The organism is Oceanospirillum multiglobuliferum, from assembly GCF_900167095.1.
Taxonomy (GTDB): domain Bacteria; phylum Pseudomonadota; class Gammaproteobacteria; order Pseudomonadales; family Halomonadaceae; genus Oceanospirillum; species Oceanospirillum multiglobuliferum.
Map to the genome: position 1 here is coordinate 16,469 of NZ_FUXG01000021.1, position 24,329 is coordinate 40,797.

Genomic DNA, 24,329 nt, shown 5'->3' on the forward strand with positions numbered 1-24,329 from the left:
CTGAATAAAAGTATTTCGGTGTTTTCCGGCCAGTGGCCGGAAAATATGAGAATTCTGTTTAGAAAAAACGCTGTGTGAGTGCTTATTGGCGCTGTCAATGCATAGCGCTGATTAAGACTAACAGTGCTTAGCCCGAAAGTGCCAATCCTCAGCTGCCATTGTATTGATGATTGACTGCCTTAACGTGAAGTCAATTTCATTGGAATCCTGATTGTACAATCCACAAAGCGCCAAAGCGCGTTGTTTATCAACAGATTCACCAAGGTATTCATATACCACCCTTGTACAGCAAGGCATACGTTCACCACTACCTGATACCCCCTGTTTTAGACCACTAAGCCGAGACACTCTGTTTTTGAAAGAGGGAAATAAGGTGGTCAATGTCATTTCATTGCCCGTCAGAGACTCATAGTCGATCATAAAAATACGATCTGTCAGAAGGTGTACAACACCTAAATAGATGGCATGGCAGGTTTTATCTTGTGCAGACTCTTTTAAACGCTCAGTTCTCTGGTAATAAACACAATCATCCTGCTGTTGAATACAAATTAGTGTACGCAATATTTTTCCGGGGCAGGCCATCGACTGGTAGTACTCAAAGTAGTATCCCAAATATTTGTCTAAACCTGAGAGGCTGCTGTGTTGCTTGAGTATATTAAAATGCTCTATTTCTGGGCGTAATGGCGCTTTTGAGCTTGAGGTTTTAGGGCGAACCTGTATTAAACGTTGAAACTGGTCATGAGGTAAGAGAATTTCGTACTCCTCTACGCCAAAAAAATCACAAAAGCGCAGCATAGTGTGTGCAGAAGGCTTACATCGACCGCTTAAATAACGATTAAACTGCGGCCTGTTGACATTTAAACGTCGGCAAACTTCAGATATTGATTTGTAGAAACTGCACAACAGCCTCAAATTGCGTGAAAAATCATCATGCATTGTAGTCCCCTTCAAATTGACGCCCACCTTATCCGGTTGCCGAGAGAAATCATAAGCTAAGGTTTATAGGATGAATATAGCTTGATTGGCGCTACTTGATGCTATTTTGACAACAAAATGCATCAACTGGTGCCAGTTAGCCAAATACCCACCCGTTATTTTCTTTGTTTGAATAGACACTTCCTAACAATAAAAAAATGCGAGATTGATTCGCACGTGGAGACTTTCAATGCTAGATCTACTGAACGATATACTCTGGGGCAAAGTGCTAATCGGGGTGCTCATTCTATTGGGGCTATGGTTTACAGTGGCTTCAAATTTTGTGCAGTTTCGATACTTTGGTCGCATGTTTCGTATTTTAGGGCTGAAACAAGCTAAGCATGATCAACATGGACATTTAAGCTCATTTCAGGCGCTGCTGCTGTCAGTAGCTGGGCGTGTGGGGGGCGGTAATATTGCGGGTGTTGCGGTTGCTCTGACATTAGGCGGTCCAGGTGCTATTTTTTGGATGTGGGTGGTGGGCTTAATGGGTATGGCAACCAGCTATTTTGAATGCACTTTGGCACAGGTTTTTAAAAAGGCTGAGCCAGATGGTACCTATCGTGGGGGACCTGCTTACTATATTGCCAAAGGTTTAGGGGGTAGCTGGAAGTGGCTGGCGTTTCTGTATTCTATTTTACTGCTGGTGACTTTCGGCTTCGGTTTTACCGCGTTGCAATCTTATTCGGTTGCAACCTCTATTAATGATGCTTTTGGTATCTCAACTTATTACACCGGCATTATGTTGGCACTGGTTGTGGGGCTGATTATTTTTGGTGGTGTAAAGCGTATTGCCAAGGTTTCGGAGGTGCTAGTACCTGTTATGGCGCTGGGTTACTTAGGCATTGCACTGGTAGTACTGAGTATTAACTTAGAGAAAATTCCTGACGTAATCAGTTTGATTGTGCGTAGTGCATTTGGTTTGGAGCCTGCCGTTGGCGGTGGTATCGGCGCTGCGATTTTAATGGGTGTTAAGCGAGGCCTATTTTCTAACGAGGCAGGTTTGGGTAGTGCGCCAAACGTTGCCGCAGTTGCTTACGTGCCACACCCGGCAAGCCAAGGTATTGTACAGTCATTTTCAGTTTTTATTGATACGCTGATTTTATGCTCTTGCACGGCTTTTATTATTTTACTGAGCGGTGTCTATGATCCTGCGACAGTCGGCAGCCAAGGTGGTGTTGCATTAACTCAAATGGCGTTGGCAGAACATGTTGGTGAATGGGGACGTATGTTTGTCAGTGTGGCGCTGCTGCTGTTTGGTTTTAGTACCATTTTGTATAACTACTACTTGGGCGAAAATAGCTTGAACTACCTCAGCGAAGAAAATAGCAATCTATTTAACGGGTTCCGTGTTGCCATTATCTGTCTGTGTTGTTGGGGGGCTATTATGGATCTTGGCACTGTATTCGCTTTTGCAGATGTCACGATGGGATTTTTAGCCTTGGCTAATTTATTTGCACTGGCACTGTTATTCAAAACAGGCCTGCGCATTATGAAAGACTACGATCAACAGCTTTTGGAAGGCCATGAGCAACCTACTTTTGATCCTGCAGATTTTCCTGACCTTGATATTGATTCAAAAGCATGGGAACTAGAGCCTGAACACCAAGCGTTGAAGCGGACGCCGATACAAGGCCAAAAATCTACAGTAGTGACACAGTCTTAATCACTCTTAACTTTAATGCACAATGATGCAATCTCAGCGGTTTAATAATGAACCGCTGTTTGGTTTCGTCGCCCTTGCCAATACTTCCTGATGGAGTTTAAAAATGACAGTACGTACTGAACATGATTTATTGGGTGATATGGATATTCCTGCGGATGCCTGGTATGGCGTACAAACTCAGCGCGCAGTCGATAATTTTTCGATTACAGGAGTGCCTATCAGCCACTTTCCAGAGCTGATAAAGGCATTGGCACTGGTCAAAATGGCGGCAGCCAAAGCCAATGAACAGCTAGGTTTAATCAGCAGTGCCAAGGCCAATGTTATTATCGAGGCTTGTCAGGACATTTGTCAGGGGCATTTGCAAGATCAGTTTGTGGTTGACCTGATACAAGGTGGCGCTGGCACATCAACGAATATGAATGCCAATGAGGTGATTGCTAACCTTGCGTTGGAAAAACTTGGACATGGTAAAGGTGAGTACCGTTATCTTCATCCCAATGATGATGTGAACTGCTCGCAATCTACCAATGATGCCTATCCAACAGCAGCTTGTTTGGCGATTCAATTTGCAGCAGAGCCTTTGATCGACACGATTCGAAGCTTAGTTGCATCGCTTTCAGTCAAAGGGGTTGAATTTTCTGATGTGGTTAAAATGGGGCGTACCCAACTGCAAGATGCAGTACCTATGACTTTAGGCCAAGAGTTTGAAGCCTTCGCGGTGACACTCAGTGAGGATATTGATCGCTTACATGAAGCTTGTGCGCTGTTATCTGAGGTTAACCTTGGTGGTACAGCTATTGGTACTGGTATTAATACCCATCCTGAATACTCTGCTTTGGCGATTAGCTATCTTTCTGATTTTTCAGGTAAGGCTATGAAGCCAGCCGCAAATTTGGTTGAAGCCACTTCTGATATGGGGGCGTTTGTTCTTTTCTCAGGCATATTGAAGCGCTTTGCGATCAAACTTAGCAAAATTGCGAATGACTTGCGCTTACTATCCAGTGGTCCAAGAACCGGTTTTGGTGAAATTAAATTACCGCCAATGCAGCCGGGATCTTCAATTATGCCGGGCAAGGTAAATCCGGTGATTCCTGAAGCAGTTAACCAAACTGCCTTTCAAGTGATTGCCAATGATCTTGCGGTTACCTTAGCGGCAGAGGCTGGTCAACTACAGTTGAATGCGATGGAACCATTGATTATTTATAACTTGCTGAATTCTATGAGAATGCTTTGCTCAGCTTGCACTATGTTAGAGGAACGCTGTATCAAGGGTATTGAGGCTGATCGTGCCCGTTGTGCTGATCTGTTGAATATTAGTATTGGCAGTATTACGGCGCTAGTGCCTCATATTGGCTATGCCAATGCCTCTCGTATCGCTCAGGCAGCATTGCATACAGGCAGCACAGTGCGTGAACTTATTTTGTCTGAGCAATTATTAAGCGAAGAGACTTTGGATCAGTTGCTGAGTCCACAGTCTATGCTAACACCTCAATTCAGAACAACTGCGAAACAATAGTCATGAGCGCGCACATACTTATTTTATACACTGGTGGCACTATCGGTATGATCCGCTCTGCTCGGGGGTATGTGCCAAAAGAGGGCTTCGAGGCACGGCTGGCAGAGCAGCTTCAGTGTCAAAGCTCTGATCAACTGCCAATGTATAGTGTTTTAGAGTTTGAACAGTTGATCGACAGCTCTAATCTACATCCCCGCGATTGGACTGCAATTGCGACAGTGATTACTGAGTATTGGGAAATGTATGACGGCTTTGTTGTCTTGCATGGTACTGACACTATGGCTTACACAGCGTCTGCATTGTCTTTTATGCTAAAGGACCTAGACAAGCCCGTGATTGTCACGGGGTCGCAAATCCCTTTGTCAGAGTTGCGTAACGATGCTTTAGATAATCTTATAACGAGTTTGATATTGGCTGGGCAGCAGAGTATTTCTGAGGTCTGTATCTATTTTAATGGTCGATTATTACGTGGTAATCGCAGTACTAAGCTAAAAAGTGTTGGCTTTGATGCCTTTGACTCTCCCAACTATCCTTGGTTGGCAGAAGTCGGTATTCATATCACCTTGAAAAAAGAGCTGTTGCTGAAACCTAGCACACCTTCCTTCCATCTTTTTGACTTTAATCCTGATGCTGTTGCTATGGTGCAGATGTACCCTGGTATCCAAGCGCAGGTGGTTGAGGCCGTTCTAAACAGTGGTGATGTGAAAGCGCTTATTTTGCAATCTTACGGTGCAGGTAATCCACCCGACAGTAACCAAGCGTTAATGCAAGTATTGGCGCAAGCCAGTTTGAGAGGCATTGTTATTGTCAATATCAGTCAATGTTTGCAAGGTGGTGTTTATCAAGGCGCTTATGCTACGGGAGAAACCTTAAACCAAATGGGTGTTATTTCTGGGCATGATTTAACCTTGGAGGCGGCTTTCACTAAGCTTCATTGCTTGATCAGCGCGGGATACAGCCCCTATTACATCAGTGAGCTTATGCCAACGGCTCTCTGTGGAGAGTGTCGTTAAGCTGCTTAATATTCAAACTCTGGTTTAAAGTTTCAAGGTTTCTCTGCGCTGATAGATATTTTCATAAACAAAGTGCCTGAACCATTTGTGTAAATGATCATGGTGCATACGGGCATGCCAGAACATGGATATTTCGATAGGTGGAATTGAAAACGGAGCTTCAATCACTGCAAACTTGTCAGAGTCTGCATAGCGCCGGATAAAATGACTAGGCAATAAAATCATCAAGTCGGTGGAGGCGATAATCTCTAATGCTGCAAAAAAATGCGGTACGCGTACGCCAATATTTCTAGTCTTGCCCTGTTGTTTAAGCAGCTCATCCACAACGCTTAAACCTGAGCCGTTAGGACTGACCATGACATGGTTTAGTGCGAGGTATTGCTCAAGGCTAACCCCGTTAGCGTTAGGGTGGTGTTTACGTACCAGTCCAAGATAATGGTCTTGTGCAACAATGCGTTGAAAAATATCCGCGGGAGGCTGGTCAGATGCACCGCCAATCATTAAGTCGACCTTGTTATCTTCTAACTCTGTCAATAAGTTTGATCGCCAGTCAACGGCCGATAAACGTACATAAGGTGCTGCTTCATTGAGCAAGGGAACTAGCCTTGGCAATATCGTATGCGAGCCATAATCTGTAGTCGCTAAACGAATAGCCCCCTGGTGAGTCAATGGATTGAATGCATCGGGCATCAATAAGATCAATGCACTTTCAAGCAACTGATTTAACTTCGGCTGTAACCGTTCCGCTTTGGTGGTAAGTGCCAAATGTTTGCCCGATTTAACCAAGATAGGGTCATCAAACATCTCGCGCAATTTGGCCAAAGTACGACTCACAGCAGACTGTGTTAGATTCAGTTTTTCTGCGGCTTGTGTCACATGCCTTTCATCTAACAGCACTTTGAGCGTGACGAGTGCATTCAAATCAATTTTCTTGAGCGTTTGAATATCCACACTTTGCCCCTATTTCAGCTTAAGATCAGCTTGAGAGCTTATCATTATGATTAAATGTAATCACAAACATTTAAACAATGAATTTAACTTATAGCTGAAAAAATAGAACAATAGTCCTATTCAAATCCAAGTGAGAGAGACTTATGGCTCAAGTAAGTGATGCACTTTACGAAAAAACCATTGAGGTTCGTTGGTCAGACTGTGATGCGAACCAACACATGCGCCACAGTGCTTACGCTGATTTTTGCGCCCATACCCGTGTTGGCTTTATGCATCAAGTTGGCATTAACGAAAAATGGCTAAAAGAGCATGGGTTAGGCCCTGTGCTGTTTAAAGAGGAAACAGAGTATTTTCGAGAGTTGTTTATGGGGGAGTTGGTGCGTGTAACCCTAGAAGCAGGCGAACCGACAGGCTCTGAAAAATCAATTTGTGTCATCAATCATCTTTATAACGCAAAAGGCGAATTGGCCGCACGACACCGCGCCGTTTTTGGCTGGTTTGATATGACTCAGCGCAAAGTGGTTAAGCTGCCAGAAACTATTCGTCAGCTTTGTCTGCCGGAACCAGAAACCCTAGAGTAAGCCTATCTGATAATCCCGTAGGCAGTACATTTTTAAGTCCTGAAGGCAATTGCCCGCCTGATCCTTAAACCCGACAGGCGGGATTTTTTTGCATTATTTAAAGCAAGTTATGACTTTAAAACAGCAATGCCTTGTTTATAACCTAAGCCACCGTTGCCATGCACAATACCCAGCTGATTATCGCCTGCTTGCAAACTGAGACACATTGAAATTAAGCCATTTAAGGCGGGATTGTTCCAAGCACCTCGACCTAAGTTCATCCCACCTGTTTGAGTAACAGGCTTGGTGGATAGCAATGCTAATAAAGCAGCTTTGTCTGTTGCCGCTCCTGACTTTACCAGTAACGCAAGCGGTACAACAGGGTAGCAGGTATAGGCGTCTAGTTTGACATTGGGAGCCGCAATAGCGGTAGCCATCTCGATACCTGATTGCACTTCTGCATAGTGCAGCGCCTTTTCTAGCGCGTGATAGGTTGCCAAGTTTTTAACCTGTTCTGGGCCATCTGCATCAGCAAGTCCTATACCTATGCCTTGTATTCTGATGGGCTTAATTGCGGGGCTGAGTTGCGGCAATGTTGCAGGGGTACAGAGCACAAGACAACCTTCGAAATCGACTAATGGATTTGCGCAATCGACACCACGGAATAGCTCTGTGAGCAGTGAATACCAGCGCTGGTCTGGTAGTGGTAAATCAAGTTCTGCTGCGGTTCTGGAGAGGTTGTTAAATAGCGCATCGCGCAGCTCAATAAAGTCATCAAGGCTCAAGTTGTGCAGCTGGCAAAACTGTTTGGCAAGGGCGGTATAGCCTTCTGGCAAGCTGCCTGCGTCACCATATACATTCATCAATTGATGACGGTCGGCTTTACTGTATTCAGAGCGTAAGTAATCACGCCCATGAATGACCACAATATCGGCATCAGACTCGTTGAGCAGGCGATTGGCCACGGCTAAAGCTTCTATAGGCGCACAACCACTGCGATAGTGGTTATCTTGTACTGGACTGTTCCAGTCGGTGCGCAGCGGGTCAATTTCTAATGTTCTAATGCGCAGATTAAGCTGTGCAGCTTGAGCCAGTATTTGCTCAGAGGCACTGAGGTCGCCCTGCTGGTCTAATATTCGATCAGCGGCAATAATGCAGTTTTGTGTCATGTTCCGACCCCTATTGATTATGCTTATGGTTTCTTGTTTTTAAACTATTGGTTTATGACTTAGACTCAGTAGTTGCAAAATCAGGCCATAACCTCTTTGCCACAGAGGAGTGCTCTGCCAACGAGTGACAAGTGTTCATAATGGCAGGCTTGCTACCACTGGCTTCTTCTTTTTTCTTCAGTTCTGAGTACAGCGCCTGATATGCCGTCGTCGCCATAGGCCCTAGTAGCTCTGTATGATGGGTGCAGCCGTATTGATTACCAAGGCGTGCTTTGATCTCCTTATTCCATCCTGCGCCAATTTTTAAACCAATCAGTTTTTTATAAGCAGGGGTGATATCAGCACAGATATTAAAAGGTGCATAGTCTGTGCAGGCTTCTGCATCATGGATCAATAGATCCACATCAATACTGATTCTTAGCCACATCTCATGTACAGGCTCGCCTGCGGCAATTACACCACCACGATCTTCGTTGTCTATAGCTTTGGTTTTGATGTCGGTCATATGGCCTTCAATATCCCAAAGGCCATCGTTACGGGCGTAGGCACGGCAAGTTACTGTGCGAGTGTGTACTAACTGCCGTGTTTGGCCATCTGATAAAGGCATAATCAATTACCGAAACAAATTAAGGTCATGTATTAGGTTGAGTATATTGTTATGGATGAGCCGATAAAAAAGCCGACTATTTGTCGGCTTTTTGGTAGCTAGATAAGGTGCTCAAGCTGGAGCTTATCCTAAAACGGCAAGCATTTCAGCGATTGAAGTGAACTTTTCCCTTGGTTTTCCCTCAGGCGCACGGTCAACCTCTGCTTGGCTGATTCTCTGCCAGTCCTCGTTGTTCACCACACGTATGTTGCGCTCATTTAGCAGTTGATCCATTGCGTGGCTGCCTGCTTTATGTTCAACAATAGGTGTTGCTTCTAAGTCAGCAATAATGCGCTTGGCCACATCCATTGAGTCTGCACGGTTTGCAGGAATCACACCGTTAGGGCCACGTTTGCACCATCCTGAGGTATAGACACCTGACTCAACAAAGCCGTTGTCATTGGCAACAATACCGCGCTGTTCATCAAACGGCATACCGGGAATGGCTTTGCTGCGGTAGCCAATGGCAGAAAATAGGGTGTCAACGGGTAGATTAACGCTTTCGCCAGCACTGTTTTCAAGTATCAAATTGCTGATGCGACCATTGTTTCCTGTAATGGCCTTTGGGCTATGCCAAAATAAAAAGTGCAAACGTACTGGTTTTTGCTCAGGGGTATTGGCCGCATACTCCTGTAGAATCTCTAGGTTGCGTTGGCGCGCTTTGGCATCGCGAGGGTCATAACCTTCGCCCACTTCTGCTGGTACTTCAATGTTCTGTACCAGTGGTACACAGCGTGTCATCTCTGCAAATTCGCCCAGTTCTGGCGGGGTAAAGCTGGCCTCAATTGGGCCACGACGACCAATCAGGTAAATATCTTCAACGGTAGATGCTGCAATGGCATCTTGGGCGTGCTGGCTGATATCTGAGCCGACCATCTCTTCTGGTGTTTTAGCCAAAATACGGGCGATGTCCAAAGATACGTTACCGTTGCCGATAATGGCGATAGATTTGCCATCTAGCTTCGGGTTGAGATCACGGTGATCAGGATGGCCGTTATACCATGCCACAAAACGACCTGAGCCATAAACGGCATCAAGGTCGCTGCCTTCGATGCCCAGCTCTCGATCTTCTAGCGCGCCAATGGTGATGATTACAATGTCGTAAATAGACTTAAGCTCGTCATAACTGACATCGCGGCCAATCTCAACGTTACCCAGAAAACGCACATTGTCTTTTTGCAACGTGCGTTCAAACTGGCGGGAGATATTCTTAGTGCCAATGTGGTCAGGGGCAACGCCTGCGCGTACCAAGCCAAACATGCTAGGTAGTCGATCAATCAGATCCACTTGGCTGTTTTCAATCTTTTTGGATAACAGATCTGCAAGGTAGAACCCAGATGGGCCGCTGCCAACGATTGCGATACTGGTTGTCATTTTTATCATCTCCAGCTTAAAAGAAATTAAAGGCCACCGAAGCGCTTGTAGAATGCTGCGGACGCATCTGGTAGAGGGCCTTCGGCAGTTTCAAGGCTGCTGGATAGGTGCAATTCGGTTTTTTCTGTGACTAATCGGTAGAGATTGCGACAAAGTAGGCGGGCTGAGGTGCCTTCCCAGTCGCTGGGCAGTAGCTCTTCCGGTAGTTGTGGGTCGCGTAATAAAACACGACGGTATTCATGGATCAAAAGGGTACGTACTAAAAAACAATCTTCAGGATCTAGCTGGTCTGCGCTTTTTAGCTCATTCCAAACGGGGCGGAACTTGTTCAAAAACAGCTTATAGCTTTCTGAGAGTTGATCAAGGTTCCAGCAATCACGTACTAATAAGCGTAAAGGTTTGCCGTTCAGCAAATCTTGCTTATAAGTATCAAAAATGATGGCATCATCCAGTGCGTTTAAATCTTTCAATGTGGTTTTTAGCTCAGTCATATCGGCCATTGGGTGAGCTAAAACACCCGGTGCGATATTACCAAAGCCTAGCCAGCCTAACTCTTCTTTTACGTTTTTCTTGGTTTCGGCCTCAATTTGATTGGTCAGCACGATACACCAGCGACCATCCCAGTCAGGAATGACTGGGGCATAAACACGTTTGAATGCTTTTTCAAATCGACGGCGACCTGCGCCCGTTAAGCTGTAATAGCTTCTGCGACCAATTTGTTCTGCGTTTAACCACTCTTCTTTGGCTAAACGAAAAACAGAAGTGCGCACCAAGCGCTGATTTAAACCTAAAGGTTCCAATAGGTTGATCAAGCTGCCTAGCCAAACTGTACCGCCTCTTGGTGCGATAGCGTCACCATAAACTGTAATGATCAGGGAGCCCGCTCGAATGGGGCGCTGTTGGCAAAAGTCATTCACAAGCTGTTGAACGGTACGATTATTTGGCATGGCTATGATTTTTTTGTAACACATAATAAAGAGTATTGAGATGGCTTCGAATTGTACGGTGCGACACTGATACAGGCAAGAGTTAAGCTTCAGTAGGGTGATTTCTATCCCTGTGAATTATTGGTCACATTTACAAATGATACAAAAAATTAACATCGAGTGTTGACAGGGTATCGCTTGATACAATATCTTAGGTGCGTTGGCTGTGTTTTGTGTCGCTTTGGGCTGTGTGCGGCATGGAATGGTGCAGTCGGTTTATAAAATAACAAATAGCTTGAGTGTAACGACTACGACAGAACTTGAAGCGTTACACACAGAAAGTAGAGGAAATCCACATGAAAATGTACGACAAAGGCGATGTGCTGCCACCTGAGTATAAAGAGCTACTGGTTAATCTGATGACGTTCCAAGCTGATTCAGAATATGCAGGTGCACAACGTGTTGCTGAAAACCATCGCTTTGCTCCTCGCCCTGAAGAAGCTTACCGTCTGTCCAAAAAAGTGATGGAAGAGATGGGTCATGGCTACTACATCTGGAACCTATTGCGTGATCTAGATGTAGACGTGGATTCACGTCTACATGAGCTGGCTTCTAATCCAGACAATCCAGATCCGAAGAAAGTGAACGTGATCAACGGTTTCCGTAAAGAAAACTGGTCAACTTTCTTTGAGTGCTGGGAAGATGTTGCCCTGTTCTCTACTGTAGTAACGCCAGCGGCGGTTGCTTTCCTAGGTCAGTATCGTGAGTGTTCTTACCTACCTTGGGCGAAAGTAAACGTACGTATTCATAAAGAAGAGTATGGCCACCTAGCATTTGGTGTGTGGGCGTCTAAGCGTTGCATCGAGTTCGGCGGTGAGAAAACTCGCGAATTCATGCAAGAGCGTATTGCTAAGTTTATGCAGATTGGTCTGGGCTTCTATGGTCGTCCGTCAACAGGTTCAGGCAAATCTGAGATGTTCGACAAGTACTACGAGTACGGCATCAAAGTTAAGAAGCCAGAAGAGCTGCAAGCAGAGTATCTGGAACTGCTAGAAGACCGTCTGAAAGATATCGGCTTTGTACTGCCACAAGGTGTAGAGCCGAACTATGATATGCGTGTTGGCTATAACTCTTAATCGTTAACACGAGGTTTTACTTATGATTATTCCATCTCCAGATCAACTGGTCGAACAAGGGGCCAGTGTATTGGCGAAGTTTGGCTACGAGCCTTTTGGTGGCGAAGAAGAGCACTGGTCGGCGATGTGGGATCTGTTGAAAGGTGATTTTACCACCCAGAAACACCCTGAGATTCCGTCATTTGACGACCTAAGCTTAAGCTTAAAAGAAGCTGCCAAAGTGTATATGCGCCGTCGTTTGATTGCTGATCGCTTTTTTGAAGAGTGTCGTAAAGCGCAAGCGGACCTGTTCAAAGGCATCGATACAGATGGCGTTGAGCGTTACACCATCGCACGAGATGCGTATGAGGATAGCGTTGGCGACTTCGGAGCAGCGCGAGAGCGTATCGCAATGCTGCTGGATGGTAAGTACTGGGAAGAAGACTAATCGGTTCTTCCGGTTAGCTTCTACTCAGGTCTGATCATAAAAAGGTGGCTTTGTTTAACAGAGTCACCTTTCGTTGTTTTTAGTTAACATGTTATAAAGATAAAACTGTTTTAACCTGTGTTGCCATGTACCCAGTGGTGTACTCAATGACTCTGTTGTTAGGGTTGGTCATAAAACAGTTTTAGATGATAAAGAACAAGAACGATTACATCTAAAAAAAATATAATAAAAACGTAATAAAAAGTTGGTCGGTACAACTCAAATCCGAAATGCTGCGTCCAAAAAAATAACAATACAATAAATTGGAGAACACAAACATGCTTAAGCGAGTAGCTATCAAAGGTGCTATGGCCCTTGCAGTTTCAGCGGCCCTAATCAGTGGTGTGCAGGCTGCCGATACGATCAAAATCGGTTCCTTCCTAGCCGTTACCGGCCCAGCCTCTTTCCTTGGCGACCCAGAACTTAAAACCTTGCAAATGTACGTTGATAAAATCAACGCAGAAGGCGGTTTGCTTGGTAAACAAGTTGAACTTGTTCACTATGACACCGCAGGTAATGCACAAAAAGCCCGTACCTTTGTGAAGCGTCTTATCGAATCAGATAATGTTGATCTAATCGTTGGTGGTAGTACTTCTGGTGCGACACTCGCTGTTATTCCATTGGTTGAAAGTGCAAAAGTACCTTTTATCTCGCTTGCGGGTGCTGTTGCGATTGTTGATCCAGTGAAAAAGTGGGTTTTCAAAACACCACACACAGACCGTATGGCCGCAGAAAAAATCTTTGAAGATATGAAATCTCGTGGCTTCAAAAAAGTGGCTCTAATTTCAGGTACGGGTGGCTTTGGTCGCTCAGGTCGCGCTCAAGCAACACAAGTAATTGGCAAATATGGTCTAGAGTTGGTGGCGGATGAGACCTATGGTCCAAAAGACACTGATATGACTGCACAGCTGACTAAAATTAAATCTACAGCAGGTGTGGATGCGATCCTAAACTTTGGTTTTGGCCAAGGTCCTGCCATTGTGACGAAAAACTATAAACAGCTGGGTATTGATCTGCCGTTGTATCAATCACACGGTGTAGCCTCTAAGAAATTCATTGAGCTAGCAGGTAACGCATCTGAAGGTGTACGCTTGCCAGCCGCAGCACTATTACTGGCAGAACAGCTACCGGATAGCAGTGCGCAAAAACCAGTCGTTGTAAAATACAAAACCGAATACGAGCAGAAGTACAACTCAGAGGTTTCAACCTTTGGTGGGCACGCGTATGACGGTTTGATGCTGGCTGTGAATGCCATCAAAAAAGCAGGATCAACAGACAAAGAAAAAGTGCGTGCTGCTATCGAATCTACTAAAAACTATGTGGGTACAGGTGGCGTCGTGAATATGTCTGCAGAAGACCACTTAGGTCTTGATCTGTCTGCGTTCAAAATTTTGGAAATTCGTAACGGCGACTGGACATTAGTTAAGTAAGCCAAAGCTCGAAGTTTTCATATCTATAAAAAAGAGCAGGGGCGTAACAATACCCCTGCTCGGTCTCTCTACGTTCATCAAAAGTAAGTGATAGGTTATGTCAGTAGAATTTCTGCAATACCTGTTTTCTGGCGTCACTATTGGTGCTACCTATGCATTGGTAGGCTTAGGTTTCGCCATTATTTATAACGCCAGCCATGTGATTAACTTTGCCCAAGGCGAATTCATCATGATTGGAAGTATGGCTACGGTCAGCTTCTTAGCGATGGGAATGCCGATGCCAGTGGCGATTTTATTAGCCGTCGCACTCGCTGTAGTAACAGGCATGTTATTACAGAAGTTCGCGGTTGCTCCGGCAAAAAATGCGGATGTGGTCACCATCATTATTATTACAATCGGTGCTTCCATTTTACTGCGTGGTTTGGCTCAAGTATTTTGGGGTAAATCATTCCATGCGTTGCCAGCGTTCTCTGGTAACGAGCCGATCAATATCGCTGGCGCGACTATTGTGCCGCAAAACCTGTGGGTGCTAGGCGTTACCTTGGTAATTGTAGCCGCAGTGTCTTGGTTTTTTACCAAAACCATTATTGGTAAAGCGATTTTAGCCACCTCTCACAATGCCGATGCCGCTAAGTTAGTGGGTATTAACACCAACATGATCTTGTTGTTTGCCTTTGGCTTGTCGGCTTTGCTGGGTGCCGTGGCAGGGATCATTGTGGCACCTATTACCACCACCAGTTATGAAGTGGGCATTATGCTGGGTCTAAAAGGCTTTGTAGCAGCAGTGCTTGGTGGTTTAGGCAGCGGTGTTGGCGCTATTGTGGGTGGTTTGATTTTAGGTATCGCGGAAGCGATGGCCGCAGGTTACATCTCATCAGATTACAAAGATGCCGTACCTTTTGTGATTATTCTTTTCATCCTGTTCTTCATGCCGAGCGGTTTGTTTGGTAGCCGCGGAACGGAGCGTGTGTAATGTTTGAAAAACTCAACTCCCCTAGAACTGGTGGTTTATTAGCGCTGATATTGGCCGTGTTGATTTTACCGCTGTTCTTTCAAAATACCTTCCACTATGACGTTGCCATTCACGTAGCCATTAGTGCAACCGTAGCGATCAGCTTAAATCTATTGGTGGGTTACGCAGGCCAGATTAGTCTGGGTCATGCGGGCTTTTTTGGTGTGGGTGCTTACTCCAGTGCGATTTTAACAGGCTGGGACTTTGGTTGGTCGCCAATTACAGCCATGCTGGTTGCGTCTTTAGCTGTAGGTGTGCTGGCGTTAGTGGTCTCTGGGCCTATTTTACGTCTTAAAGGCCATTACCTTGCAATGGCGACTTTAGGCTTGGGCATTATTATCGCTATTGTGATCACAACTGAAGATTGGTTAACAGGCGGCCCTGATGGTTTATCCGTAGAGCCACTGACCATTTTTGGCCTTTCACCTCAAGGTGAAGCGCAATGGTACTGGGTGTTTTGTGTGGTTTTAATCGCCAGTGTTTGGCTGTCGTTGAATCTGATCGACTCTCCGGTAGGACGTGCGATGCGTGCTGTGCATGGTTCAGAGGTAGCCGCGCAAGTAGCAGGTGTTGATACCACTTACTTTAAGACCTTAATTTTTGTGATGTCAGCCATGTTTGCCTCTTTAATGGGCAGCTTAAGCGCACATTATTCTGGCTTTGTGACCCCCGATATTGCAGGTTTTCACCACTCAATCGAATTGATCACCATGGTGGTTTTAGGTGGTATGGCGTCTGTATTTGGTGCCATAACAGGTGCTGTTATCTTGACGCTGCTACCACAAATGCTCACTGGATTAGAAGATTGGGAAATGGTGATTTTTGGCTTGATCTTGATGCTGACCATGATTTTTATGCCAAAAGGACTTGTCCCTACTCTACTGACTAAATTTCGTCGAGGTGAGGCATGAGTTTATTAAAAGTATCAGGCCTGACAAAAACCTTTGGTGGCGTACACGCCATTGAAGACCTCTCTTTTGAGATCAAAAAAGGCACAATCCATTCGGTGATAGGCCCCAATGGGGCGGGTAAAACCACACTATTTAACTTGCTGACAGGGGTCTATACCCCAACTCAAGGTGCGGTAAGTTTTAACGGTGAAAGTGTATCGGGTAAAAGTCCACACTACTTGGCAAAACGCGGCATGAGCCGCACTTTTCAGAACTTGCAGATCTGTATGAACATGTCGGCAGTGGAAAACGTGATGGTGGGTCGTCACCTGCACATGAGTCATAACCCTATTGCCGCAATGCTTCGTCTACCCAGTATTACCAAGCAAGACAAAGCCTGTCGAGAAAAAGCCATTGAATTAATGGAGTTTGTCGGCACAGGTCAGTACATCAAAACCAATGCAGATGCGATGTCTTACGGTGCGCTCAAACGTTTAGAGATTGCCCGTGCGTTAGCCGCTGAACCTGAAATCTTATTGCTAGACGAACCTGCCGCAGGTTTGAACGGCACTGAAACGGCAGAGGTGGATGAATTGATTCAGAAGGTCGCAGACTCGGGTGTCACCGTCATGCTGGTTGAGCACGACATGAAGCTGGTGATGAACATCTCCGATTACTTGTTGGTGTTGGATTACGGTAAAAAACTGGCGGAGGGTACGCCAGAAGAGATCCGTAACAATCCTGCTGTAATTGCGGCCTATCTTGGTGCTTAACCTGACTCGGAGGAAAGTGTTGTGACAACTGAAACAGTTGAAAACCGCTCGCTGATGAATGGCGCAATCCGAGTCATCATTGCAGAGCACGGGGGTGTCTGGCGGGTGCTGGATATTCTAGAGCAGCTGCAAACGCAGATGAACCTGCACGATGAAGCACCGGATGAAGTGTTGATTGGCACGATTCTAGATTACCTAGAAAAGTTCTCGCAGCGCATTCACCGTTCAGGTGAAGACGTTTTGCTCTATAGCCTGTTGGTGCAGCGCCACCCGGATGCCAAAGGCCTGATCGACAAGCAGATTCAAGATCATGTTGTGGGTGCTGATCGTATCCCTCAATTGAGATTGCTTTTGAATGATTGTGCTCGCCACTACCCGCAAGGCCGAGATGAGCTTAGCAAGCAACTGAGTAAATTCACCTTTGCGCTACGTAAACACATCAAGCGTGAAGAGGGTATTGTGGTGCCTCTTGCTCGCCAGCACTTGCTAGACAGTGACTGGGAAGCCATTGTGAATTCAAAGGATCAGATGAATGATCCTCTGTTTGGTAGCAATGTTCGCGAAGAGTTTAGCGTATTGCGTAGCCGAATTGTCTCAATGACCCCCACAGGAATGGGCGGGCTAGGTATTGCTCACGCACATCTACAGCAGCCTTTTGCCAGTATTGCCAGTGACAACAGCGCCCCGAAAACTCTGTTAGAGATTAAAGATCTCACCAGCCATTACGGGCGAATTCAAGCACTGCATGGCATCTCGATAGAGATTAAAGAAGGAGAGCTGGTCGCTTTGGTGGGCGCTAATGGAGCAGGTAAGAGTACCTTGCTACGTACCATTAGCGGCATTCAGCCTATGAGTGGCGGTAGTATCAACTTCAACGGCCAAGACCTTGCTGTTGTCTCTGCCGACAAGCGCGTTTTTGCGGGTATCTCACAAGTGCCTGAAGGTCGGCAAGTGTTTGGGCCTATGAGTGTTGAAGACAACATCCGCCTTGGTGCCTACAGTCGTAAAGACAGTGCGGAGATTGCCGCAGATATGGAAAAAATGTACGACCTATTCCCTATCCTGCGTCAGAAATGCAAACAGGCTGCGGGTACATTATCAGGTGGCCAACAGCAAATGTTAGCGATGGCACGCGCCTTAATGGTTCGTCCTAAACTTCTGCTTTTAGATGAACCTAGCATGGGGCTTGCACCACTGTTGATCGAAGAGATTTTCAATGTTGTAAAGCGCTTGAAAAAAGAGGGCATGACTATTTTCTTAGTGGAGCAAAATGCTGCTCAAGCCCTGTCATTGGCTGACCGTGGCTATGTGCTTGAAACGGGCCATGTTGTGCTCAGTGGCCCCGGAAAAGTGCTCTTGAATGATGATAAAGTGAAAGCCGCTTATTTAGGGATGTAGTTTTTTTGGGAGTACTGCACCTAGAGCCTGATTGGAATAATAGGTTCTAGGGGTTAGTCGATGTGCCTGTTTTAGCCCTGCTTCGGTAGGGCTTTTTTTGTTCATCTAACAAAAGCACTGTATTTTGTCGCCATACTGACAGGTATAATGCCTGTTTAGCTACTTTAGTGGACATTGCCATGACTGACGAGATTAACTACAAAAACAACCCGCTACATGGGGTTAGTTTAAAAACCTTGTTAACTGAAATGGTGGATCACTACGGTTTTACAATTTTGCATGCCTACCTGAATATCAACTGCTTTAAAACCAAACCGAGCATTGAGTCCAGCGTTAAGTTCTTGAAAAAAACCGATTGGGCACGGGAAAAAGTAGAAGCCTTCTACCTGTACCAATTCAAAAATCTACCTAGAGCCTCAGCCGACCAGTTTGCGTTACCACCGAGAGACCGCATTGTACCTTCAGATCAAAAGCCTAAAGAACCTGCGGCATTAAGCCTAGAAGATGCTGAGCGCCTACGTGAAAAGCGAGAGAAGAAAGCCGCCGAGCGTAAACAAAACTCAAGCCGCCGTCCTGATTCCGGCAAACGCTTTGGCACAGCTCGCAGTGGTGGAAAGTCGAACCATAGTGTACAAAAAAATGATGTTTGGCAGCAAGAGCGCAGTTCAGCAAACCGCCCTGAGCATACCCGCAGAGAGTCAACAACAGCGCAATCTACAAGCGGTAATATTTGGAATAGCAGGGTTAGCAACTCAAGCCCCCGTGAACCGCAAACAGAGCAGAAATCCAACGAAGGCAGCGTGAACCCTTGGACGCAGGGGAAAAAATAGCAGGTTAGATCAAGTCTATCCGTAGGTTGGAGAAGCGATGCGTCTTTTAGCAGTATAACGCCAACGAAGGGCTATATTGTCATATTGTGCTTGTCGCTTATCCAGCCTACTTGTTATGCGCTTATACTCTCGTTCGGTGCAATACTTCTCTCTAGTATCTTTGTTACGGCCTCTACCATCTCTTGACTGACGTTGTGCTCTAAGCCTTCAAAAACCTCTAAACTTGTCGTTACGCCCAAAGCTTTCAGCCAAGCCTCACCTTGCTGAGAGTGATTTAGGGTAATGACTTGATCTGCTGATCCGTGCAGAAAATGTACGGAGGTATTGGCGGGCTTGACCAGAGGTTGCTCTGCAAAACGTCCTGCTAATGAGATGATGTGATGCGCCAATGGCTGTGGTTCTAACTGTGTAGAAGATAGCGCCATTATTGCACCTTGGGAAAAGCCGATAATACTGGTGTTTTCTGCGCCAAGCTTAGCGTTTGACTGCCAATTTCTAACACAGTTAACAAAGGCGGGCATGGCGTGCTGAATACGGCTTAAGCGATTGTCTTCGGTAACGCCTTGTATAGAGAACCATTGAAAACCATGGCCTAAATGAAAGGCGTAAGGTGCTGCAACGGATACAATCATAGACTGTGTCATTGACTCTGCAAGCCATTGCCCTAGCGGTAATAAACTACGGGGTGTTGCCCCAACACCATGAAAAAGCAGTATCAAATGCTGAGGGAATACCGGCTGTTGAATAACAATGCTATGGCTCATGGTGGTCTCCGGAACAAAGGAGGTCGCACTGTAAGTGAGAAAAGCATTTAAATAAACTGCTCAGAAATAAATTGAGCGTTGAACAAAGTGCAACAATGCGCCAATTTCAGTTTGGCTAATGCCAGCCTTGTTGCCATAAGGTTTCATCTTTTAAGCTTTGCCACTGAATCTGTGTAGTACGGTGTGACAGTATGGCCTCTATCTCGCAGGCGATAACGCGCCCCTCTTCATCAAACTCGACATCTGTGATCAAAAAGTGCTTTTCTTTATTGATTGGTTTAACTGCTGTCCACTTACTGTGATGCAGTTTCTTAGGATTAATTGAATTCATTACAACCTCTCTGCGAGCTGTAGCATTGGTAGGCTACAGCCGTCCGGTTATTGGTTGGCTTGATCAACAAAGATTAACTCGTTGGTATTAAACCCCCGTGCTTTTGCCGCTTGGATAAAGCGTTCGCGGATATCTGTGCTTAAAGTTGGCGTGCGAGAAAGTAGCCAAAGATAGTTGTGATTTGGCCCAGAAATGAAGGCATATTGATAGTGCGCTTTGTCTAATTCAAATACCACATAAGCACCATAGAATGGGCCAAAGAAAGATACCTTCAAATAACCTTGGTCAGATGACTCAACAAAATAAGCTTTGCCTTCGGCTTGTTGCCAAGCGCCTTTCTCCTCAGAGTAACCACGATTGATCACCTTTACTCCGCCATCACTACGTAAACTGTACTCTGCGCTTACTTGCGTTAGACCTCGCTCAAATGAGTGGTCTAAGCGGGCGATTTCGTACCAAGTCCCTAGATAGCGTTGTAATTCAAACTGGTCAACGGGAGTGACTTGTTTGGGCATGCCTGTGCAGCTTGCCAAAAGGACTATAGATAATAAAAGCCCAGCTTTAAGCGACAAGTTTTTCATAAGCACAGCCTTTTGATTTCTGAATGTTTTGAGATCAGTTTAACCTAGCTATACGTAAACTTGTCGCGATTGGAGCGGATAAATCTGTTTGGGCTACAGTTTTTTCTCTAGGCTAAACGCACCTCTTAAGTCGCCTACCTTAAAACCTGTGGCATTATCATGAGGGTAAAGGCTATTGAGCTTGGCATTTACTGCGGGATTTAGCTCACTACCATGACAAGCTAAACATTGTTGTGCTACAGGAATAGCCTTCATCATACGTAAGCTTTTTTGGCCATTTGTCGCTGTGATTACTTCTGAATAAGCAAGCTTGGTTAGATCTGCGCCTTGGTCCGCTTGTAGTGCAAACTGTTCTAAAACTTTACGCTCCCAAGCATCTGGCGCATTGTTAGGGTTACGCAACTTTAAGCTAGTACGCCCAATTGTCCAACCCTTCATACCCGATACATCATCAGTGATAGGTATTGCTTTGGTGTTGCAAACTTCAATTGTCGCAGGTAAACCGTCACGTTGAGCGGTGGTTTTCAGCTCTTTGCCAAGGCTGCTTGCGAGTGTCTGAATGACACTTTTAGCTTCAGCTTGTAATGCACTAACCTCTGCTGGAGTAGATTCGGCCAGAGATACGCCAGATACACCTAAAGAGAGGCTTGTCACAATAGCTTTAATTAAACGCTTATTCATAAGTATTACCGAATTATCCTATCAAGGTATTAGAAAGTACTTATATTATTGAGCGTATGCAAAATTAGCAATGCCTTAAATTATTGTGCGACTCTAGCGATAGCGGTACAAAGCTTTACCTTAGTCAATTTTATTCAACTAGCAGACTGTCCCAAGTCTGTTTTTTGCGATAGATCGTTGAGGGACTGATCTCTAATAACGCCGCAGCTTTAGGAATATTGTCATCACATAGATGGATGGCGTGCTCTATCACCTCTTTTTCAACCTGCCATAATGGCCTAATTTGTTCTGAACTGCTGGCCAGTAAAGGGCTGGTGGGCTGTTCTGTTTGCTCTAAGCTTTCTGCACTTTCAGCCAGCGGGTTTGTTGTATCATTCGGGATAGGTTGTATTGGTTGGAAAGGCTGTTCAGTTGGCGCTATTGGGCTTTCAGCATTCAAGTCGATGTTTTCATCCAGTGCTTTTTGGGTAAATTGTGGCGTTGCAAACTGGCTGATACGTTGCTCTATATTGGCGGTTAAATTATTCAAAGGTGGCGGTAGCATGTCGGCACTGACTTGCTCGCCATCATTCAACACGATGATATTCCGAATCACATTCTGTAGTTGGCGAATGTTGCCCGGCCAGTTAAAGCTACTGAGAATCACCTCAGCTTCTGGATCAAACTGTTTGAATTTCTTACCTTCCTCTTTGCTGTACAGTTTCAGAAAGTGTCGCGCCAAAATCATAATATCGCTACCACGTTCTCGCAGTGCTGGAAGTTGAATGGGAATAACGTGTAGGCGGTAATAAAGGTCTTCCCTAAAGCGCCCTGCCTCAACCTCTTTTAGTGGCTCACGATTAGTGGCACATACAAAGCGCACATCTACTTTTTGTGTTTGGCTGCTGCCTACCTTTTGAAAGGTGCCTGTTTGAATGAAACGTAGTAGCTTAACCTGCAACTCAAGATCCATTTCGCAGATTTCATCTAAAAATAGGGTGCCCCCATCTGAACGCTCCGCAGCACCTTGACGTGGGCTTACTGCGCCAGTAAATGCCCCCTTGATGTGGCCAAAAATCTCGCTCTCCATTAAATCCTTTGGAATCGCGCCACAGTTAAGTGCAACAAAAGCCCCTTTATTACGGGGGCTTAGCTGATGAATGGCTTCGGCACATACTTCTTTACCTGTACCGCTTTCACCCGTGATAAATACGGTTGCCTTACTAGGTGCTGCACTTTCAATAATGCTGTAAACCCTTTGCATAGGCAGTGCGCCACCAACAAAACCAGCAAAACGTTTGCGCTCGAAACTGTCTTGAAAATTTTGTAACTGTTTCTCTAATAGCTTACTTTTCAATGCGTTTTTGATGGTGACGATAAGGCGGCTGGAATCAAAAGGCTTTTCTAAATAGTCCACTGCGCCGTAATGCATAGTTTCTACCGCCGTGGCCACAGAGCCGTGGGCGGTCATGATAACCGTCGCTGCGGGGTACTGTTGTTCATGTAGGCGCTTTAAAATTTCAATGCCGTTGAGATCGGGGAGTTGCAGGTCTAAAAGTAAGCCGTCAAAAAGCTGTTGGCTTAGCAGGGCTAATGCTTGTTGCCCAGTTTCAGCGACGGTAATTTTATAAGCTTCTTTCTCTAAATAGCTTTGATATAACCCAGATAGCGATGGGCTATCTTCAACAATCAATATTGACAGTGCCTGTTGATCCATTGCCCTATTCCTTATTGGTGTGGCTCAATTACTAGATATTCTAGGCTATTTTCTCCAATAAAATCACACTGATATCATCATTGATTTGATGCTGACTAATCCACTGGTCTAGTGCATGTTGTAGCTGTGTTAGCGGCTGGTCTTGTTGTTCACAAATTAATTGCTGTAGTTGTTGGAGATGTAAAACTTGTTGTTCGGTTTGGTTGGAGATCTCCAATAAGCCGTCAGAGAACAGCATTAAGCGCTCGCCCTTCTTCAAATGAAAAGTAAAGCCTTGATATTCAGGCTCAGTGTTCAACCCTAACAGTGCACCTGTGCAAGGTAGTGATGCGATTTGATTTTGGCTGATATGCCAAGGCGGTAAAGCACCTGCGTTGAAGAGTACGAGCTGGTCATCTTGCGCTATCAGTATTTGCAGCGTGGTCAGTAGTTCAGGCTGAGATTGATCAAGCCATTGAGAAAGCTGGGTCAGCTGTTCTGTTGGTGGCAGGTTACAGGCTTGATGTTGTAAGCCTTGCAAGAAGCCTTGTTGGCGTCCAGCCATAAAACAAGCTGCAATATCATGTCCCATCACATCTCCTAGATAAAGCTGTAACTGATCACTAGGGGGGCATAACCAATAATCTCCGCCACCAATCTGGGCGCTATATGACAAGCTGGCCACCTGATAGCGGCTGACTTGTGCGGGTAAGCTAGGGCGTAGATGTTGTTTTAGGTCGCGGTCGATCAGTGCAAAGGTGTGTTGCAGTAAACGTTGTGAGCGCTGTATCACTCGCGTAATCACTTGGTTGATCTGCTCGCGCTGCACAGGCTTGAGAAGAAAGTCATCAATGTCTTTATGAACAACAGACTCGGCTAGGCCCGCATCATCATCTCCTGTTAAGAATATAAAAGGGGTCATCTGTAAGTGTGAATAGTGTGAGATTTGGTGACGAAAACTTAAGCCGTCGATCTCGGGCATGCGTATATCTGAAATGATTAAATCAGGTTGATGGGTTTTGAGCCAAATTTCAGCCTCTCGTGCAGAGGTGAAACTTTGTACTTGATGAGGCTCTAGATACATGGCGATCATATTGAGTTGAATCAGATCATCATCTACCAACAAGATCAGCTTGGCATCAAACTGTTGCTCTAATTTAAGCTGCAAGCACCACCGATTGAACGACTGTGCATGAGTGGCGGGAATGTAATCCACTTGGTCAAACTGCTCTTGTAGTAGAGCCAAGCCGTAACCGCTGCAATTCGGCTCTTCTTCTAATAACTGGTCAAGTGCTGTGCAGTGTTGGGGCGTAAAGGCTGAGCCATTGTCAGCTAGAGTAAGACTGTAGTGTTGATGGCTCCAACGGCATTCTAAATTGATTTGAGTTGGTTTGACGGTACTGTGGCGTAAGAGATTGGCCGTGAGCTCTGTCACCGCTAATAGTATGGTGTTGCGCTGCTCTAGCTGGAGTGAGCTGTGTAATAATACCGCCGCCAGTGCATGGCGTGCTTTTCGTGGCAACTGTGGGCTGTATTCAAAGTGCAGCTGATACTGTCGTTCCATTA

Annotated in this window: 24 protein-coding genes; 12 read left to right on the plus strand and 12 right to left on the minus strand. The window is 45.5% G+C overall.

The annotated features are described in order from the left end of the window. Positions 1-117: 117 nt before the first annotated feature. Positions 118-936, minus strand: a complete 819-nt coding sequence (locus B5D26_RS12960) for a helix-turn-helix domain-containing protein (protein ID WP_078746150.1) — start codon at positions 934-936, stop codon at positions 118-120. Positions 937-1,165: 229 nt separating this feature from the next. Between B5D26_RS12960 and B5D26_RS12965 the strand changes: the two genes are divergently transcribed. From B5D26_RS12965 to ansA, 3 genes are all read left to right on the plus strand, one after another. Beyond that, positions 1,166-2,641 carry an alanine/glycine:cation symporter family protein gene (locus tag B5D26_RS12965; protein ID WP_078746151.1) on the plus strand — a complete coding sequence of 492 codons (1,476 nt, stop codon included), beginning with the start codon at positions 1,166-1,168 and terminating at the stop codon, positions 2,639-2,641. Positions 2,642-2,744: 103 nt separating this feature from the next. Then, a complete protein-coding gene (locus tag B5D26_RS12970; RefSeq protein WP_078746152.1) occupies positions 2,745-4,157 on the plus strand; it encodes an aspartate ammonia-lyase in 1,413 nt (470 codons plus the stop codon). Between the two features lie 2 nt (positions 4,158-4,159). Continuing rightward, positions 4,160-5,170, plus strand: a complete 1,011-nt coding sequence (gene ansA, locus B5D26_RS12975; protein WP_078746153.1) for an asparaginase — start codon at positions 4,160-4,162, stop codon at positions 5,168-5,170. A gap of 24 nt (positions 5,171-5,194) precedes the next feature. Here ansA and B5D26_RS12980 read toward each other — a convergent pair whose 3' ends face one another. After that, positions 5,195-6,121, minus strand: coding sequence for a LysR family transcriptional regulator (locus B5D26_RS12980; protein ID WP_078746154.1), 927 nt, complete (start codon positions 6,119-6,121; stop codon positions 5,195-5,197). A gap of 143 nt (positions 6,122-6,264) precedes the next feature. Here B5D26_RS12980 and B5D26_RS12985 point away from each other — a divergent pair, with 143 nt between their 5' ends. Then, positions 6,265-6,702, plus strand: coding sequence for an acyl-CoA thioesterase (locus B5D26_RS12985; protein ID WP_078746155.1), 438 nt, complete (start codon positions 6,265-6,267; stop codon positions 6,700-6,702). A 107-nt stretch (positions 6,703-6,809) separates the two neighbouring features. Here the strand turns inward: B5D26_RS12985 and B5D26_RS12990 are convergent, their stop codons facing one another. From B5D26_RS12990 to paaX, 4 genes are all read right to left on the minus strand, one after another. Beyond that, a complete protein-coding gene (locus B5D26_RS12990) occupies positions 6,810-7,850 on the minus strand; it encodes a hypothetical protein (RefSeq protein WP_078746156.1) in 1,041 nt (346 codons plus the stop codon). A 52-nt stretch (positions 7,851-7,902) separates the two neighbouring features. Continuing rightward, the gene (locus B5D26_RS12995) at positions 7,903-8,457 is read right to left on the minus strand and encodes a DUF2889 domain-containing protein (RefSeq protein ID WP_078746157.1); all 555 of its coding nucleotides are present in this window, start codon (positions 8,455-8,457) and stop codon (positions 7,903-7,905) included. Positions 8,458-8,580: 123 nt separating this feature from the next. Further along, on the minus strand, positions 8,581-9,870 hold the full coding sequence (locus tag B5D26_RS13000; RefSeq protein ID WP_200810679.1) for an FAD-dependent oxidoreductase: 1,290 nt from the start codon (positions 9,868-9,870) through the stop codon (positions 8,581-8,583). 26 nt (positions 9,871-9,896) lie between these two features. Then, positions 9,897-10,817, minus strand: a complete 921-nt coding sequence (paaX, locus tag B5D26_RS13005; protein WP_078746159.1) for a phenylacetic acid degradation operon negative regulatory protein PaaX — start codon at positions 10,815-10,817, stop codon at positions 9,897-9,899. 335 nt (positions 10,818-11,152) lie between these two features. Between paaX and B5D26_RS13010 the strand changes: the two genes are divergently transcribed. From B5D26_RS13010 to B5D26_RS13045, 8 genes are all read left to right on the plus strand, one after another. Then, positions 11,153-11,932, plus strand: coding sequence for a Phenylacetic acid catabolic protein (locus B5D26_RS13010; protein ID WP_078746160.1), 780 nt, complete (start codon positions 11,153-11,155; stop codon positions 11,930-11,932). Between the two features lie 22 nt (positions 11,933-11,954). Next, entirely contained in the window at positions 11,955-12,359 is a 405-nt protein-coding gene (locus B5D26_RS13015) for a hypothetical protein (RefSeq protein WP_200810680.1), read from the plus strand. A 317-nt stretch (positions 12,360-12,676) separates the two neighbouring features. Continuing rightward, a complete protein-coding gene (locus tag B5D26_RS13020; RefSeq protein ID WP_078746161.1) occupies positions 12,677-13,828 on the plus strand; it encodes an ABC transporter substrate-binding protein in 1,152 nt (383 codons plus the stop codon). 97 nt (positions 13,829-13,925) lie between these two features. Then, a complete protein-coding gene (locus B5D26_RS13025) occupies positions 13,926-14,801 on the plus strand; it encodes a branched-chain amino acid ABC transporter permease (protein WP_078746162.1) in 876 nt (291 codons plus the stop codon). Beyond that, positions 14,801-15,751 carry a branched-chain amino acid ABC transporter permease gene (locus B5D26_RS13030; RefSeq protein WP_078746163.1) on the plus strand — a complete coding sequence of 317 codons (951 nt, stop codon included), beginning with the start codon at positions 14,801-14,803 and terminating at the stop codon, positions 15,749-15,751. The genes B5D26_RS13025 and B5D26_RS13030 overlap by 1 nt, the downstream gene beginning before the upstream one ends. Continuing rightward, on the plus strand, positions 15,748-16,503 hold the full coding sequence (locus B5D26_RS13035) for an ABC transporter ATP-binding protein (RefSeq protein WP_078746164.1): 756 nt from the start codon (positions 15,748-15,750) through the stop codon (positions 16,501-16,503). Before B5D26_RS13030 ends, B5D26_RS13035 begins: the two co-directional genes overlap by 4 nt. A 21-nt stretch (positions 16,504-16,524) precedes the next feature. Next, positions 16,525-17,901, plus strand: coding sequence for an ATP-binding cassette domain-containing protein (locus B5D26_RS16740; RefSeq protein ID WP_200810681.1), 1,377 nt, complete (start codon positions 16,525-16,527; stop codon positions 17,899-17,901). A gap of 179 nt (positions 17,902-18,080) precedes the next feature. After that, complete coding sequence (locus B5D26_RS13045) at positions 18,081-18,731, plus strand: VF530 family protein (RefSeq protein WP_078746165.1); 651 nt, start codon at positions 18,081-18,083, stop codon at positions 18,729-18,731. A 113-nt stretch (positions 18,732-18,844) separates the two neighbouring features. Here the strand turns inward: B5D26_RS13045 and ypfH are convergent, their stop codons facing one another. The 6 genes from ypfH to B5D26_RS13075 all read right to left on the minus strand — a co-directional run bounded on the left by ypfH (position 18,845) and on the right by B5D26_RS13075 (position 24,327). Continuing rightward, a complete protein-coding gene (ypfH, locus tag B5D26_RS13050; protein ID WP_078746166.1) occupies positions 18,845-19,495 on the minus strand; it encodes an esterase in 651 nt (216 codons plus the stop codon). A 115-nt stretch (positions 19,496-19,610) separates the two neighbouring features. Beyond that, positions 19,611-19,826 (minus strand): TIGR02450 family Trp-rich protein, encoded by a 216-nt coding sequence (locus B5D26_RS13055; protein ID WP_078746167.1) that lies wholly within the window; start codon positions 19,824-19,826, stop codon positions 19,611-19,613. Between the two features lie 47 nt (positions 19,827-19,873). Further along, positions 19,874-20,341: a lipocalin family protein gene (locus B5D26_RS13060; RefSeq protein ID WP_428838714.1), complete on the minus strand. Its 468-nt coding sequence runs from the start codon at positions 20,339-20,341 to the stop codon at positions 19,874-19,876. Between the two features lie 159 nt (positions 20,342-20,500). Continuing rightward, entirely contained in the window at positions 20,501-21,088 is a 588-nt protein-coding gene (locus tag B5D26_RS13065; protein ID WP_078746169.1) for a Tll0287-like domain-containing protein, read from the minus strand. Positions 21,089-21,218: 130 nt separating this feature from the next. Beyond that, entirely contained in the window at positions 21,219-22,784 is a 1,566-nt protein-coding gene (locus B5D26_RS13070) for a sigma-54-dependent transcriptional regulator (RefSeq protein WP_078746170.1), read from the minus strand. A gap of 40 nt (positions 22,785-22,824) precedes the next feature. Beyond that, positions 22,825-24,327, minus strand: coding sequence for a SpoIIE family protein phosphatase (locus B5D26_RS13075; RefSeq protein ID WP_078746171.1), 1,503 nt, complete (start codon positions 24,325-24,327; stop codon positions 22,825-22,827). Positions 24,328-24,329 lie beyond the last annotated feature (2 nt).

Coding starts and splice junctions, on each gene's coding strand:
- B5D26_RS12960 (WP_078746150.1), bottom strand. CDS start 936: ATGCATGATGATTTTTCACGCAATTTGAGGCTGTTGTGCAGTTTCTAC.
- B5D26_RS12965 (WP_078746151.1), top strand. CDS start 1,166: ATGCTAGATCTACTGAACGATATACTCTGGGGCAAAGTGCTAATCGGG.
- B5D26_RS12970 (WP_078746152.1), top strand. CDS start 2,745: ATGACAGTACGTACTGAACATGATTTATTGGGTGATATGGATATTCCT.
- ansA (WP_078746153.1), top strand. CDS start 4,160: ATGAGCGCGCACATACTTATTTTATACACTGGTGGCACTATCGGTATG.
- B5D26_RS12985 (WP_078746155.1), top strand. CDS start 6,265: ATGGCTCAAGTAAGTGATGCACTTTACGAAAAAACCATTGAGGTTCGT.
- B5D26_RS12990 (WP_078746156.1), bottom strand. CDS start 7,850: ATGACACAAAACTGCATTATTGCCGCTGATCGAATATTAGACCAGCAG.
- B5D26_RS12995 (WP_078746157.1), bottom strand. CDS start 8,457: ATGCCTTTATCAGATGGCCAAACACGGCAGTTAGTACACACTCGCACA.
- B5D26_RS13000 (WP_200810679.1), bottom strand. CDS start 9,870: ATGACAACCAGTATCGCAATCGTTGGCAGCGGCCCATCTGGGTTCTAC.
- paaX (WP_078746159.1), bottom strand. CDS start 10,817: ATGCCAAATAATCGTACCGTTCAACAGCTTGTGAATGACTTTTGCCAA.
- B5D26_RS13010 (WP_078746160.1), top strand. CDS start 11,153: ATGAAAATGTACGACAAAGGCGATGTGCTGCCACCTGAGTATAAAGAG.
- B5D26_RS13015 (WP_200810680.1), top strand. CDS start 11,955: ATGATTATTCCATCTCCAGATCAACTGGTCGAACAAGGGGCCAGTGTA.
- B5D26_RS13020 (WP_078746161.1), top strand. CDS start 12,677: ATGCTTAAGCGAGTAGCTATCAAAGGTGCTATGGCCCTTGCAGTTTCA.
- B5D26_RS13025 (WP_078746162.1), top strand. CDS start 13,926: ATGTCAGTAGAATTTCTGCAATACCTGTTTTCTGGCGTCACTATTGGT.
- B5D26_RS13030 (WP_078746163.1), top strand. CDS start 14,801: ATGTTTGAAAAACTCAACTCCCCTAGAACTGGTGGTTTATTAGCGCTG.
- B5D26_RS13035 (WP_078746164.1), top strand. CDS start 15,748: ATGAGTTTATTAAAAGTATCAGGCCTGACAAAAACCTTTGGTGGCGTA.
- B5D26_RS13045 (WP_078746165.1), top strand. CDS start 18,081: ATGACTGACGAGATTAACTACAAAAACAACCCGCTACATGGGGTTAGT.
- ypfH (WP_078746166.1), bottom strand. CDS start 19,495: ATGAGCCATAGCATTGTTATTCAACAGCCGGTATTCCCTCAGCATTTG.
- B5D26_RS13055 (WP_078746167.1), bottom strand. CDS start 19,826: ATGAATTCAATTAATCCTAAGAAACTGCATCACAGTAAGTGGACAGCA.
- B5D26_RS13060 (WP_428838714.1), bottom strand. CDS start 20,341: ATGCCCAAACAAGTCACTCCCGTTGACCAGTTTGAATTACAACGCTAT.
- B5D26_RS13065 (WP_078746169.1), bottom strand. CDS start 21,088: ATGAATAAGCGTTTAATTAAAGCTATTGTGACAAGCCTCTCTTTAGGT.
- B5D26_RS13070 (WP_078746170.1), bottom strand. CDS start 22,784: ATGGATCAACAGGCACTGTCAATATTGATTGTTGAAGATAGCCCATCG.
- B5D26_RS13075 (WP_078746171.1), bottom strand. CDS start 24,327: ATGGAACGACAGTATCAGCTGCACTTTGAATACAGCCCACAGTTGCCA.